11 protein-coding genes are annotated in these 14,467 nt (G+C 61.9%); 1 reads left to right on the forward strand and 10 read right to left on the reverse strand.

Translation table 11 applies throughout. The annotated features are described in order from the left end of the window. Positions 1-121: 121 nt before the first annotated feature. The 5 genes from HX817_RS06990 to HX817_RS07010 all read right to left on the reverse strand — a co-directional run bounded on the left by HX817_RS06990 (position 122) and on the right by HX817_RS07010 (position 5,466). Entirely contained in the window at positions 122-301 is a 180-nt protein-coding gene (locus HX817_RS06990; protein ID WP_003211212.1) for a hypothetical protein, read from the reverse strand. 156 nt (positions 302-457) lie between these two features. Then, positions 458-1,633: a lactonase family protein gene (locus tag HX817_RS06995; RefSeq protein WP_177040026.1), complete on the reverse strand. Its 1,176-nt coding sequence runs from the start codon at positions 1,631-1,633 to the stop codon at positions 458-460. After that, on the reverse strand, positions 1,620-1,916 hold the full coding sequence (locus HX817_RS07000) for a DUF5629 family protein (RefSeq protein ID WP_003211207.1): 297 nt from the start codon (positions 1,914-1,916) through the stop codon (positions 1,620-1,622). Before HX817_RS07000 ends, HX817_RS06995 begins: the two co-directional genes overlap by 14 nt. A 118-nt stretch (positions 1,917-2,034) precedes the next feature. Next, complete coding sequence (locus HX817_RS07005) at positions 2,035-4,410, reverse strand: RND family transporter (protein ID WP_003211205.1); 2,376 nt, start codon at positions 4,408-4,410, stop codon at positions 2,035-2,037. Positions 4,411-4,425: 15 nt separating this feature from the next. Next, entirely contained in the window at positions 4,426-5,466 is a 1,041-nt protein-coding gene (locus tag HX817_RS07010; RefSeq protein ID WP_256348670.1) for a YCF48-related protein, read from the reverse strand. A 427-nt stretch (positions 5,467-5,893) separates the two neighbouring features. Between HX817_RS07010 and HX817_RS07015 the strand changes: the two genes are divergently transcribed. Then, positions 5,894-7,009, forward strand: coding sequence for a Gfo/Idh/MocA family protein (locus tag HX817_RS07015; RefSeq protein ID WP_177019746.1), 1,116 nt, complete (start codon positions 5,894-5,896; stop codon positions 7,007-7,009). A 102-nt stretch (positions 7,010-7,111) separates the two neighbouring features. Here the strand turns inward: HX817_RS07015 and HX817_RS07020 are convergent, their stop codons facing one another. The 5 genes from HX817_RS07020 to HX817_RS07040 all read right to left on the reverse strand — a co-directional run bounded on the left by HX817_RS07020 (position 7,112) and on the right by HX817_RS07040 (position 14,368). After that, positions 7,112-10,225 carry an efflux RND transporter permease subunit gene (locus HX817_RS07020; protein WP_177040028.1) on the reverse strand — a complete coding sequence of 1,038 codons (3,114 nt, stop codon included), beginning with the start codon at positions 10,223-10,225 and terminating at the stop codon, positions 7,112-7,114. Then, positions 10,222-11,493, reverse strand: coding sequence for an efflux RND transporter periplasmic adaptor subunit (locus HX817_RS07025; protein WP_177035705.1), 1,272 nt, complete (start codon positions 11,491-11,493; stop codon positions 10,222-10,224). The genes HX817_RS07020 and HX817_RS07025 overlap by 4 nt, the downstream gene beginning before the upstream one ends. Next, complete coding sequence (locus HX817_RS07030; protein ID WP_102606345.1) at positions 11,486-12,724, reverse strand: TolC family protein; 1,239 nt, start codon at positions 12,722-12,724, stop codon at positions 11,486-11,488. Before HX817_RS07030 ends, HX817_RS07025 begins: the two co-directional genes overlap by 8 nt. 96 nt (positions 12,725-12,820) lie before the next feature. Further along, positions 12,821-13,165, reverse strand: a complete 345-nt coding sequence (locus HX817_RS07035; RefSeq protein WP_087694115.1) for a hypothetical protein — start codon at positions 13,163-13,165, stop codon at positions 12,821-12,823. Positions 13,166-13,462: 297 nt separating this feature from the next. Then, on the reverse strand, positions 13,463-14,368 hold the full coding sequence (locus HX817_RS07040; RefSeq protein WP_003219728.1) for a hypothetical protein: 906 nt from the start codon (positions 14,366-14,368) through the stop codon (positions 13,463-13,465). Positions 14,369-14,467 lie beyond the last annotated feature (99 nt).

The raw sequence follows: 14,467 nt of genomic DNA on the forward strand, positions 1-14,467 counted from the left end.
GGACAAAATGTGGGAGCGGGCTTGCTCGCGAAGGCGGTGTATCAGTCAGCCCATGTATAGACTGACCCGGCGCTTTCGCGAGCAAGCCCGCTCCCACATTTGATCTTCATCAGCTTCAAGATCAGTTCTGGATTTTGTGGTCCAGCGCTGCATAGAAGTTGGCGCTTTGTTGCAGGTATTTCTGGGTGTAGGCGCTGGTGCTGGTTTTTTTGCTGCTGATTTCAACACTGGCGCTGGCTGGCAACGCTACGGTGGCGGAAACAGCGGAAGCGGCGATGATCGAGAAAAGATTGAAGTTCATGTCGGTAACCCTTGTGTTCGGTTGGCTTGGTGGCCTGTGTTGGCCTTGGAACCAAACTTACGCCCGAGGGGTTAGCCTTAGAAATTCATTGAAACACTAGCCGCTATTAATAGTATTAATACAACCAGTCAGGCCCCGCACTGCGGGGCCTGTGGCTTATTGCCGCACCAGGAACTTGAGGTCGCTGGGGGCATCAATCGCCAGTTTCTGCACGGTTTTGCCCAAAAGACCGGTCTTGGGATCGCGCTCGACGACCACAATCTCGTTGCTCTTCTGGTTGGCGATCAGCAGGAACTTGCCGCTGGGGTCCAGGGCGAACTCCCGGGGATGGTCACCTTCCACCGACCGGCGCTGGATCTCTTTGAGCTGCGCAGTGGCCGGGTCGATGGCAAACACCAGCATCTGGTTGGCGGTGCCTCGGTTGCTCACGTAGAGGAACTTGCCGTCACTTGAGGCATGCAACGCGGCGCCGGCCTTGTCGGACACCGGCTGACCATCCGCGAAGTTGACCAGTTGCTTCTGGGTCAGCTTGCCATCGTTGTAGTCGAACACCGCCACTTGCGCGCTCATCTCGGTGGTCAGCCACGCGTGCTTGCCGTCTGCGGTGAACAGCAGGTGCCGCGGGCCGCTGCCCGGTGGCAATTGCACAAACGCAGGGTCGGCCGGGGTCAGCGGCAGTTCGTGGTTGGCCTTGGGGTCGTAGTGGTAGGCAAAGATCTTGTCCGCCCCCAGGTCCTGGACAAACACGTACTTGCCGTCCGGCGAAGACACCACCGAATGCACGTGGTTGGACGCCTGGCGCTCCGGGTTGACCCGGCTGGCCGGGTGCCCGCTCAACTGCACCGGCGGCGACAGCTTGCCTTCGGTGTCTAGCGGCAGCACCGCGAGGCTGCCGCCCGGATCTTCCAGCACCGAATAGTTGGCCACGAACAGGTAGCGCCCGTCACTGGCCAGGCTGGAATGGGTCGGCTCGTTGCCCAGGCTCTGCACCTGGTTGATCAGGGTCAGTTGATGGTTCTTCGGGTCGATGCTGTAGCTGCTGACGCGCCCCACCGGGTCTTTTTGGCCCGGGCCGTTTTCGTTGACCACAAACAGGTGCTTCTGGTCCTTGGACAGGGTCAGCCACGACGGGTTGGCCGCCTTGGCGGCGAGCACCGGCTGGCCGCTGAACTGCCCGGTACGGCTGTCGAACTGCAAACGGTAGATACCTTCGCTGGTGCCGGCGGTGTAGCTGCCAACGAGCAATTCATAGGTGTCCACCGGCGCGGCCTGGACCGACATCGCGCCTACGCTGCCGGCCATCAGCAGGGGCCAGAATTTACGCATCATCATCCGCTTCATCCTCGTCATTATTGTTGCCGGTGACGCCGCTCATGCAGACCAGGCGGTGTTCGCCCTTGTCATCGGTAAGTGTCCAGCTTTGCAGGGTTTGATCAAAGGTCGCCGCCTTGACTTGCTCCAGGGTGAAACTCCAGCGCTTCTCGACGCGACCGTCCATGCAGATGATCGATAACGTCTGGTCATCCAGGCTGAAATCGAAGCTGTGCAGGCCATCGATTTCGACCATCTGGCAGTCTTCAAAAGCGTCGGGCAAGGTAGCGGTGTCGGCAGTCATAACCATCAATCATCAAGAGGAAAGACCTCATGATAGGTCAAATCGTTGCATCGGCCTAAGCCCGCGCAATGCAAAACGCCGTGGCACAGGCCACGGCGTTTTGGCAAACAGCGTTGGATCAGTGGGCGAACAGCGAATTGCCCTTCTGCCCCGCCAGCTTCTCGGGCTTGATCAGGAAGCGTGCCAGCGCCGGCAGCAGCCACAGCGCGCCGAACATGTTCCACAGCAGCATGAAGGTCAGCATCAGACCCATGTCGGCCTGGAACTTGATGGCCGAGAAGATCCAGGTGCATACGCCGATTGCCAGGCACAGGCCGGTGAACAGCACGGCTTTACCGGTGGACTTGAGCGTCTGGTAATAGGCTTCCTGCAACGGCAGGCCGGCCCGCAGGAAACTCTCCAGGCGGCTGTAGATGTAGATGCCGTAGTCCACGCCGATCCCCACCCCCAGCGCCACCACCGGCAAGGTCGCGACCTTGACACCGATGCCCATGAACGCCATCAGCGCGTTGCCCAGCACCGAGGTCAGCACCAGCGGCAGCACGATGCACAGGGTCGCCGCCCACGAGCGGAAGGTGATCATGCACATGGTGGCCACGCACAGGTACACCAGGATCAGGATGGTCAGCTCGGACTCCTTGATCACCTCGTTGGTGGCCGCCTCGATCCCGGCGTTACCGGCGGCGAGGATGAATTCCAGGCCGTCCTTGTTGTTCTCTTTCGCGAAGTCCTGCACTGCATGCACCGCGCGGTCGAGGGTTTCGGCCTTGTGGTCGTTGAGGAACACCAGCACCGGCGCCAGCGAACAGTTGTTGTTATACAGGCCATCGGCACGGGCAATGGAGTTGTTCAGCACGTCCGGGTTGCGCGACAGGGTTTCCCATTTCAGGTTGCCCTCGTTCATGCCCTTGATCATCTGCTTGGACACGGTCACCAGCGAGATGGCCGACTGCACGCCTTCGGTGTTCTGCATCTTCCACATCAACTGGTCGATGGGCGCCATGGCTTCATACCGCGAGCAGCCTTCGGGCGGAGTCTTGACCATCACCACCAGCACGTCGGAGCTGGTGGAGTAGTTGTTGATGATGAAATTGTTGTCCTTGTTGTATCGCGAGTCCGGGCGCAGTTCCGGTGCACCCTGGTCGAGGTCACCGATCTTCAGGTTCTGGCTGTACCAGAGGCCGCCACCAAAGGCGATCAGCGCCAGGGCAATCGACACCGGCGCGACCTTGGGGCTGGCGAACTTCGACAGCAGGCGCCAGAACGGGTGTTCGCGGTGCGCATCCTTCTTGCTCTTGGCGATGGCGCGCTTGCTGATGCCGACATAGGAGATCGCCACCGGCAGCAGGATCAGGTTGGTGAACACGATGACCGCCACCCCCACCGAAGCACCGATTGCCAGCTCGCGGATCACGCCGATATCGATGATCAAGAGGGTGATAAAACCGACCGCATCGGCGAGGATCGCGATCATGCCCGGCAGGAACAGCTGGCGGAAGGTACGCCGGGCCGCGGTCAGGGCGTTGTCGGCATCACTGGATTGCAGGGCGATGCCGTTGATCTTCTGTACGCCGTGGGAAATACCGATGGCGAAGATCAGGAACGGCACGAGCATCGAGTAGGGATCCAGCCCGAAACCCAGGGCATGCATCAGCCCGAGCTGCCAGATCACCGCCACCAGCGTGGTGCTCAACACCGCGACGGTACTGCGCAGGCAGTTGGTAAACCACAGCAGCAGCACCAGGGTGATGACGAAGGCGATACCGAAGAACATCACCACCATCACCAGGCCGTCGATCAGGTCGCCGACCTTCTTGGCAAAACCGACAATGTGGATCTTGACGTTGGGGTTCTGCGCTTCGAACTTGTCGCGGATCTTGTCTTCGAGCTCATGGGAGAACTTGCGGTAGTCCAGGGCCAGCAGCTTGCCCTGGTCCTGGGGATCCGGGTAGGACTCCAGCAGCGGAATGTCGACGATGCTCGACTTGAAATCGTTGGCCACCAACCGCCCGACCTGCCCGGACTTCAGCACGTTGTTGCGCAACTGGTCGAGGCTTTCCGGCGAGCCGTTGTAGCTCTGCGGGATCACTTCACCGCCGGCAAAGCCTTCTTCGGTAACTTCGGTCCAGCGCACGCTGGGGCTCCACAGGGACTTGAGGCCGGAGCGGTCGACGCCGGAGATGTAGAACACCTCGTCGTTGATCTGGCGCAGGGTCTCCATGTACTCCTTCGTGAAGATGTCACCGTCCTTGGCCTCCACCGAAATGCGCACCGTGTTGCCCAGGTTCGCCAGGTCGTTGCGGTGCTCCATCATCCTCTCGATGAAGGGGTGCTGGAGGGGGATCATTTTTTCGAAGCTGGTGGACGGGCGAATCAACGTCGCCTGCCAGAACAGGAAAATACTCACCAGCAGGCAGATCGTGATGACTGCCGGGCGGTTATTGAAAATCAGGCGCTCGAGAAACGTGGCCTTGTCGTTGTGATGACTGCTCATTGTGTCCCCGCCTTCTTATTGTTTTGTCGGCTCGGCGCCGGTTGGACTGGCCACGCGAACGCCGCCCTGCCCCGCCAGAATCAAGTTGCCGTTGCCCGCCGCGGTGACCGCCGACAGCGAAATGCGGTCCGGGCGATTGAATACGCTGAAGGTCAGGCCGTCGTCGTGGCTGACCACCACGCTGCCACCGTTGCCCACTACCACGATGGAACCGTCGTCCAGCAGGGTCGCCCCCGACAAACCGAACTCCAGCGCGCCACGAGTGGCGTTCAGCTCCACCGGCTCCCAGGTGCTGCCAAAATCCGTGGAGCGGAACAGGTTGCCACGCAGGCCGTAGGCCAACAGCGTCTGCGCCTGGGCGGTGCCGATCACGCCGAACAGCGAGCCCTCGTAGGGGCCTTCGAGTTTTTCCCAGGTTTGCCCCTCGTCATGGGAGCGGAACATGCTGCCCTGCTCACCGACGATAAACAGCCCGGCATCTTTCATCTGGGCGATGGCGTTGAGGTGGTATTGGTCTTCGTTGTCGAGGCGGTCGCTGACGTCGTTCCAGGTCTTGCCCCCGTCGGTGGTTTCGATCAGCGCACCGTAGGCACCCACGGCAAAGCCGTTGCTGGCGTCCTTGAACCAGACGTCGAGCAGCGGTGCTTCGCGCTTGAGGTCCTGGAATTGTTGGGTCCAGGTCATGCCGCCGTCGGTGGTGGCGAGGATCTGTGCGTCATGGCCCACCGCCCAGCCGTGTTGGTCGTCGGCGAAAAACACGGCGGTCAGCAGTTGCCGGGTGGGGACTTTGGCTTGGGTCCAGGTGACACCCTGGTCGTCGGAATAGAGGATGTGCCCGCGATCACCGACCGCGACCAGGCGCTTGCCTGCGTGGACCACGTCGATCATCAGGCTTTTGGCGGCCTTGGGGGAGTCAATGGCGAACACCGCGGCGGCGGTGGTTTCTGTGGCGGCATGGGCCGGTGTCGACAACGCGACAACCCCCAGCAACGAGAGCGCTGTGGCCAGCAATGCGACCCTGCGCGTGGCCTTCGGGCGGAAAAACACCACACCCATGACAGGCTCACTCATAGACCTTTCTCCCATTTATTATTGTTAGGTCGTCTTGCCGTGGGGAGCCCTGAAACCTGCAATCTAGAGCGCCTTGGGCAAGCTGGGCCATCCTAGCGGGCTTTGGAATCGTCTGACAATCGGCGCTACGTTATGTTTTGTTAACTGGAGGGGTTTGGGTCGGTGCTGAATGTAGTGCTATCAGCGGCGGTGATCCGTGGAGGGGGGCTGTTGGGGTGAGGGGGCTTGCTTCCGCTGGAGTGCGCAGCGCTCCTACGCTTTTTGGGGCCGCTGCGCAGCCCAGCGGGAGCAAGCTCCCTCGCCACGGGGGAGGTGTGGGCCTTGGAATGAATTTTTATTCTATGTGTTGAGTTTTGGGAATATTTATTCCATAAATAGGCTTCTCAATACAATAATTCGAAGGAACCCGGCTATGCGCGAACTCGGAATCGGCCTGATTGGTACAGGCTTTATGGGGCGTGCCCACGCCTTGGCGTTCAATAATGCGCGGGCGGTGTTCGAGCTGCCGGTGAAGCTCACGCTGGCCGCCCTGGCCGATGCCGATACCGAGCGCGCAATACGCTGCGCCGCTGACTGGGGGTTTGCCCAGGCCCATGGCGACTGGCAGCAGTTGATTGACGATCCCAAGGTGGATGTTGTCGCCATCACTACTCCCAACCATTTGCACTACCCCATGGCCATGGCTGCACTGGCGGCAGGCAAGGCGGTGTATTGCGAGAAGCCGCTGGCGGTGAGCCTGGAGCAGGCGGCCGCGATGCGTGATGCGGCGAGCAAGGCCGGGGTGGTGACGCGGGTGGGTTACAACTATCAGCACAACCCGATGATTGGTTTGGCCCGGCAGTTGATCGCCCGCGGTGAGTTGGGGGAGATCATCAGTTTTCAGGGGGAGTTCAGCGAGGATTTCATGGCGGATTCGGCGTCGCCGTGGTCGTGGCGCTGTGAGGTGGGACATGCCGGCGGTGCGTTGGCGGATCTGGGCAGCCATTTACTGTCCATGGCGCGCTATTTGGTGGGGGATGTGGTGAGTGTGTGTGCCGATACGCAAACGGTGCACGGGCAGCGGCCTGCCACCGCCGGGAGTGAGACGCTGCGGGAGATTGCGGTGGATGACCAGGTGCATGCGTTGTTGCGGTTTGCCAATGGGGCACGGGGGACGGTGAGCAGTAGCTGGCTGAAGCATGGGTATAAGAATCACCTGAGCTTTGAGATCAGTGGCACGCGGGGCACGTTGTTGTTTGATCAGGAACGGTTGAATGAATTGCAGCTGTTTCGGGTTGGGCAGGAGGGGTTTCAGCGGGTGTTGGCGGGGCCTTCGTTGCCAGGGTATGCGGCGTTCAGTCCGGCGCCGGGGCATCAGTTGGGGTACAACGAGTTGAAGACGCTGGAGGTGCATGAGTTGGTGATGGCGTTGGCCGGCAAGGGCAGTGACGGGACGGATTTTGCGGCGGCTTGGGAGATTGAGCGGTTGGCCACGGCGATTCGGGTGGCGGCCAAGGAGGAGCGGTGGGTCAGGCTGAATGAGGTCTAAATGTGGGAGCGGGCTTGCTCGCGAACGCGGTGGGTCAGCCACGGCATCTGGCGACTGACACACCGCTTTCGCGAGCAAGCCCGCTCCCACATTTGATTGTCGTTAGCTTTTGGATTTGCGCATTAGCCTATATGCCGCCGGGATGACGAAGAGGGAGAGCAAGGGCGCTGTGAGCATGCCGCCAATCATGGGCGCGGCAATCCGGCTCATGACTTCGCTGCCGGTGCCGCCGCCTAAAAGGATCGGCAGCAAGCCGGCGATGATTACGGCCACGGTCATCGCCTTGGGCCGCACGCGTAATACGGCACCTTCGGTGATGGCTTCCAGCAGGGCCTGGTCCCCTCCTCCCTGGCGTTCGGCCCAGGCGTTTTTCAAATACAGCAGCATGATCACGCCGAACTCCGCCGACACCCCCGCCAACGCGATAAATCCAACACCCGTCGCCACCGACAGGTTGAAGCCCAGCCAGTACAGCAACCACACCCCACCCGTCAGCGCGAACGGCAACGTGGCGAGGATCAGCAGCGCCTCATCCACCCGCCGGAACGTCAGGTACAGCAGCACGAAGATGATCAGCAAAGTCGCCGGCACCACCAGTTTCAGGCGTTCATTGGCCCGCTCCAGGAACTCGAACTGCCCCGAGTAGCTGAGGCTCATGCCCGGTTGCAGTTGCACGTTCTGGTTGATCGCCTCGCGCAAGTCCTTCACCACCGACGCCAGGTCGCGATCACGCACGTCAATGTACACCCAGCCGGAAGGCCGAGCGTTTTCGCTCTTGAGCATCGGCGGGCCTTCGCTGACCTTGATCCTGGCCACGGTGCCCAGGGTGATCTGGCTGCCTGACGGCGTATAGATCGGCAGGTTGCTCATCGCGCTCACCGAGTCGCGCCATTCTTTCGGGTAGCGCAGGTTGATGGGAAACCGCGCCAAGCCTTCGACGGTCTCGCCGATGTTTTCCCCGCCAATCGCCCCGGAGACAATGGACTGCACATCGGTGATGTTCAGGCCATAACGCGCGGCGGCCGGGCGGTCGATATCCACGTCGATGTAGCGCCCGCCCGTTAGGCGTTCCGCCAGCGCCGAGCTGACGCCGGGCACCGTCTTGGCGACCTTTTCCACGGCCTGGGTCACGGCGTCGATATCCATCAGGCTGGAACCCGCGACCTTCACGCCGATCGGGCTTTTGACCCCGGTGGCGAGCATGTCGATGCGGTTGCGGATCGGCGGAATCCAGATGTTGGTCAGCCCCGGCACCTGCACCACCCGGTCGAGTTCCTTCACCAGTTTTTCCGGGGTCATGCCCGGCCGCCATTGGTCTCGCGGCTTGAACTCGATGGTGGTTTCGAACATTTCCAGCGGCGCCGGGTCGGTGGCGGTTTCGGCGCGGCCGGCCTTGCCGAACACGTGGGCGACTTCCGGCACGCTCTTGATCAAGCGGTCGGTACGTTGCAGCAATGCGCCGGCAGTTTGCGTCGACAAACCAGGCAACGCCGACGGCATATACAACAGGTCACCCTCATCCAGCGGCGGCAGGAATTCACCGCCCAGGTGCGACACTGGCCATAGCGCACTGGCGACCATCAGCAGCGCGACCAGCAAGGTCATGCGCGGCCAGCGCAGCACCGCGTCGAGGGCCGGTTGGTAGAGTTTGATCAGGCCGCGATTCAGCGGGTTGCGTTGCTCATCGGGAATACGCCCGCGAATCCAGTAGCCCATCAGCACCGGGATCAGGGTCACCGACAACCCCGCTGCAGCGGCCATGGCATAGGTCTTGGTGTAGGCCAGCGGCCCGAACAAGCGGCCTTCCTGGGCTTGCAGGGTGAACACCGGGATAAACGACAAGGTGATGATCAGCAGGCAGAAAAACAACGCCGGCCCCACCTCCACTGCCGCATCGGTGATGACCTTCCAATGCGCCTCCCCCTTCAATTCCTGGTTCGGATGCGCGTGGTGCCAGGCTTCGATTTTCTTGTGGGCATTCTCGATCATCACCACCGCGCCATCGACCATCGCGCCGATGGCAATCGCAATCCCGCCCAGGGACATGATGTTCGCGTTGATGCCCTGGAACCGCATGACGATAAAGGCAATCAACACCCCCACCGGCAACGAGATGATCGCCACCAGCGAGGAGCGCAGGTGCCACAGGAAGATCCCGCACACCAGCGCCACCACCAGGAACTCTTCGAGCAGCTTGTGGCTGAGGTTGTCCACGGCGCGATCGATGAGTTTGCTGCGATCGTAGGTGGTGACGATTTCCACCCCGGGCGGCAGGCTGGTTTGCAGTTGCTCCAGCTTGGTCTTGACCGCCGCGATGGCCTCGCGGGCGTTCTTGCCGCTGCGCAGGATCACCACGCCGCCCACCGCCTCGCCTTCGCCATCCAGTTCACTGATGCCCCGGCGCATGTCCGGGCCCAGCTGGATCGTCGCCACATCCCCAAGGGTCACCGGCACGTTGTGGGTGTCGAGCCGCAGGGGAATGCCGCGAAAGTCCTCCAGGGTTTTCAGGTAGCCGGACGCACGCACCATGTATTCCGACTCACCCATGTTCAGCACCGAACCGCCGGTTTCCTGGTTGGCCTTGCCGATGGCTTCCACCACCTGGGCCTGGGTGATGCCGCGACTGGCCAGGGCCAGCGGATCGATCTGCACCTGGTACTGCTTGACCTGGCCGCCGATGGTCGCCACTTCGGCGACATTGGGCAGGGTCTTGAGCTCGAACTTGAGGAACCAGTCCTGCAACGAGCGCAGTTGCGCCAGGTCGTGTTTGCCGGTGCGGTCCACCAGCGCGTACTGGTAGATCCAGCCGACACCGGTGGCATCCGGGCCCAGCGCCGGCTTGGCCGATGCCGGCAAACGCGCCTGCAACTGGCTAAGGTATTCCAGCACCCGCGAGCGCGCCCAATACAGGTCGGTGCCTTCGTCGAACAGCACGTAGACGTAGCTGTCGCCGAAGAACGAAAAGCCGCGCACGGTCTTCGCCCCCGGCACCGAGAGCATGGTGGTGGTCATCGGGTAAGTGACCTGGTTCTCGACAATCTGCGGGGCCTGGCCCGGGTAAGGCGTGCGGATGATCACCTGCACATCCGACAGGTCCGGCAAGGCGTCCACCGGGGTGTTCTGGATCGACCACAAACCCCAGGCCGTCACGAATAAAGTCGCCAACAACACCAAAAAGCGGTTGGCTACCGACCAGCGAATCAACAGGGCGATCATGGCCGGGCTCCCGGTTGCATGCTCATGCCGTCCATGGCCCCCTCATCTGAAAAACCGCCGGACGATTGAGTGGTAATTCCCTTCAAACTTGCTTCGGAGTCCAGCAGAAATTGACCGGAGGCCACCACCTGCTGGCCTTCCTGCAGGCCGGCGAGGATGACGGTGTTGTCCTGGTTTTCTGCACCCACCTGGACTTCTACCGGGCGATATCGCCCGCCCTCCTCGGCCACCATCACCAGCACGCGTTTGCCGGTGCGAATCAACGCCTCGCTCGGCAGCAACAGCACCGATTGGCCGCTGGATTGGGCCAGGCGCACCTGGGCGGTCATACCGGGGCGCAACATACCGTCAGGGTTGGGCAGTTCGACCCGAACCTGCACGGTGCGGCTGTCCATGGCAGTTGCCGGCAGAATCGCGGCGACGGTGCCTTTGACGACTTGTCCCGGCAACCCGACAAAACGGCTCTCGACCGTTTGCCCAACGGCCAGCGCGGCGCCCTGGGCTTCAGGCACGGCGACCTGCAGCCACACGGTGCCCAGGCCATTGACCCGCGCCAGGGTTTGGCCCGCCGCGACGGTCATGCCTTCGCGTACGTCGAGGGTTTGCAACGCGCCGCCCAGCGGGGTGGTGATGGTCATCACCGATTGCACCCGGCCGCTGCGCTCCATCTGCGTGATCAACCCGGCAGGCATTCCGCTCAAGCGCAGACGCTGGCGGGCGGCAGCCAACAAACCTGGATCGCTATGTCGCAGAGCAAGGAACTCTTCCTGAGCGGCGGCCCATTCGGGCACCAGAATGTCCGCCAGGGGCGCCTGAGCCTTGAGCACATCCCCCGGCGCACGGGCGTAAACCCGCTCGACAAATCCGGCAGCCCGCGCCTGCACCACCGCCACATCGCGGTCGTTGAAGGCGAGGATTCCCGACAGCTCAAGACTCGACGCCAGCACCCCACGGCTGACGCTCGCCAGGCGCACGCCGATGTTCTGGGTCAGGCTGGGGTCGATCTGAATCGCCGCACTCTCCTCGGCGCCACCGGCGTAGCGCGGCACCAGTTGCATGTCCATGAAGGGCGACTTGCCCGGCTTGTCGAATTTTTGCTGCGGGTACATCGGGTCGTACCAGTACAGCGCCTTTTTCTCGTCCGGCGCCCGCATCGTCCCGACCATGGCCGGCTGTGCCTCGCGTGTCTGCGCCAGCCAATAGCCGCCACCCAGACCCAGCAGCAGGACGCCGCCCAACAGGGCCATATTCACGATTCGGTTATTCATTGGCGGGTTCCCCGTAAGCAAAATACAGCTGGGCGCCGGTCAGGGCGCGCTGTTCAATGGCATCAATCTGTTTGAAGCGCGCCTCGACCCACTCGCGGCGGGCGCTGACCACGCTCATCAGGTCGCCCTTGCCCGCGCGATACCCCGCCAGGCTCAGCGACAATTTCTCCTCGGCCAGCGGCACCAGGCTGTCCTGGCTGCGCTGCACGGCGCGGTCCAGGCGCTGGTAGTTGGCCAGGTCGTCTTCGAGTTCCTGGGTATGCTCACGGGTCTTGGCTTCGCGTTCGGCGTCCAGTTGGTCGAGTTCGGCCTGCTTGGCGGCGATACCGGGGTTTTGTCGGCGACCGGGGAAGATCGGCAAATCGAAGGTGAATTGCAGGCTGACCATGTCGCCGTACTCACGGCCTCGGTGCTGGTAGTCCACTTCCCAACTCCAGTCCGAGGTCTTTTGCGCCTTGGCCTCGTTCAGCCGGGCTTCGGCCTCGCGGGTGCGCGGTGCAAAGGCTTGCAGAACCGGGTGCTGGTGCAGGTTGTGGGTGAAGCCGGTGGTGTCGATTTTCCAGTTCGGCAATTGCCCGCTGGGGGCTTCACTGGCGGCCGGGCCGATCCAGCGCTTGAGGGCCGCCCGGGCCTGGGCGCGTTGCTGGATCAGCTCATCCTCGCGCTCGGCCAGGTCAGCCGCTTCCTGCTTCGGGATCACGACGTCGGAAGGCTGCCCGCGACCGCCGGCCAGTTGCGCACGCACGGTGTCTTGCAGCAGGCGATTTTGCTGATAGAAGTCCTTGAACAGCGCCTCTTTACGCTCCACCGCATAGGCGCGAATCCACGCCTGGGCGGTGGCCTGACGCACATTCAAGCGCTCGATCCGGCCTTCGGCGGCAGCCGTGTCCACGCTGGCCGACGCCAACTCAACCCGTGCCTTGCGCTTGTCGCGGCTGGGCACTTGTTGCTGGATGCCGATCATTTGCTCGGTCATGTCATCGCCATACAACGTGCCGCGATTGGGCCCGCCGACGGGGAAATTTTGCAGGCCTACTACCAGTTTCGGGTCCGGCAGTTCGCCGGCCGGAATCGCCGCCTGGGTCGCGGCCTGCAATTTGGAGGATTCAGCCGTCAGCGACGGCGCGTTGTTTTGCGCCAGGCGCAAGGCCTCATCCAGGGTCAGCGCAGACGCCAGCGTCGGCCACGCCAGCACGCCCATCACCAGGGCACGCACGCATAGGAAATTCATCTTGAAGTGTCCTGTTCTGTTGCGCTGTGCACCGCTTTACGCGGCCCACAGCAAGGCCGTCCCGGTTCAGGGACGAGTCTTCAGGTGCAACAGGATTCAGCGACGGGGCGGGCGCCAGACGCCGGACGGCGTGCGGTCGGGAATGAAGTCGGAAGAGACGCTGACGACCAGCGCATTGGAGGCAGTTACCGGGGCCTTGAGCACCGGCATCGACAATTGCAGCATGCCGCCGGTCTTGCACTCCTGGCCGGGCTTGCAGCTTTTGCTGTGATCGGCGGCTGCGCCGTCCTGGCAACAGTCAGGGGCCATGTCGCTCATCATCTGCATGTCGGACATCTGCATCGGGCACGGCTCGGTGCTCGACGGCACACCCGCCATCCCGGTCAGGGGAAGCGCAAGACTCAACAGCAGGACCAGGAAAAAACGCAGATAGCGGCTCATGGGACGGGAGCTTAGCCAAAAGGCGGTTAAGCAACAATTAACAAAATCCGGAGATTTCGCCTTCGCCCGGAATGCAGCAACGACACAAAACAAAATGTGGGAGCGGGCTTGCTCGCGAAAGCGGTGTATCAGCCAATCCATATGTGACTGATACACCGCTTTCGCGAGCAAGCCCGCTCCCACATGGGGACCGAGCAAGCCTGAGGATCAGTGCATGAAGATCGCGATCAGGATAATGACCGGGATAGGCACACCGAGGAAAAACAGCAGTAATGAGCGCATGACGTTCTCCTTGAATTAACGAACGGAAGTGGTGTGGGGAGTGGTTTCCAGATACACCACGGCATCCCGGCGACGACCACCAAAGGTTGCAGCGAGGCTGGCAAAAAACGCACCGATCAACAGCGCCACGAAGGTCCACAGCGACGTGTAGGCAGCCACTTTTGCAGCCGTGTCGGCAGCCTGCTTGGCTTTCAACTTGGCGTCATCCAGGGCTTTTTGAGCCTGGCCATAGACCTGGTCAACACGCGCCTCGGCATCGGCCTGGCTGAGGTTGGTCCGCTGGCTGATCAACTGTGCAAGGTACGCACGGTCTTCAGGTGCCAGCTGACCATTGTTGCTCACGGTACGAGCGAAGATGCGAGCGACCACACCATGCACCGCGTCATCACTGACGGCGGCCGGGCGATCATCACGGAACAGGCTGTCGACGTAGTAGCCAAAGTCTTCGCCCTTGGAGGCAGCGCCAGCCACCTGGCTCATGCCACTGACGGCACCCGAGGCCACACTGGCACCGGCCTTCACACCACCGCTGACCACACTGCTGACCGAACCGACGATCAGCACCGCCGTCACCAGTGTCGCCACGGCCCAGGCCAGGAAGCCATGGGCGGTGTCGCGAAAGTACACCTCATCGCCGTGCATATTGGCCCATTTCACCCGCAGGCGACCGGCGATGTAACCGCCCATCCCCGACGCGATGATTTGCGTAACCGCCAGCCAGACAATGGTAGAAATGCCAAGCCCTTTGGCGCTGATGCCACTGTCGGCCCACGGCGACACCGCCGAAAAGCCCAGGCCGAAGCCCAGCAGTACCAGAATCAAGGACAGCGCAGCCGCGGCAGCGGCCCCGGCAAAGATCGCGCCCCAGGAAACCCCGGAGAGCGTGCTCGACTCTTGCAGCGTGGATGAGGATGTAATCATTGTTGTTTTGCTCCAGGCATGAAAAATAGTGTTACAAGTCTCAAAAGGGACAGTGCAGGCGACGTGCCAGAAGCTCGAAAATTAAAACTTCATATATTT

It is taken from the genome of Pseudomonas sp. C6002, from assembly GCF_013385805.1.
Lineage (GTDB): Bacteria > Pseudomonadota > Gammaproteobacteria > Pseudomonadales > Pseudomonadaceae > Aquipseudomonas.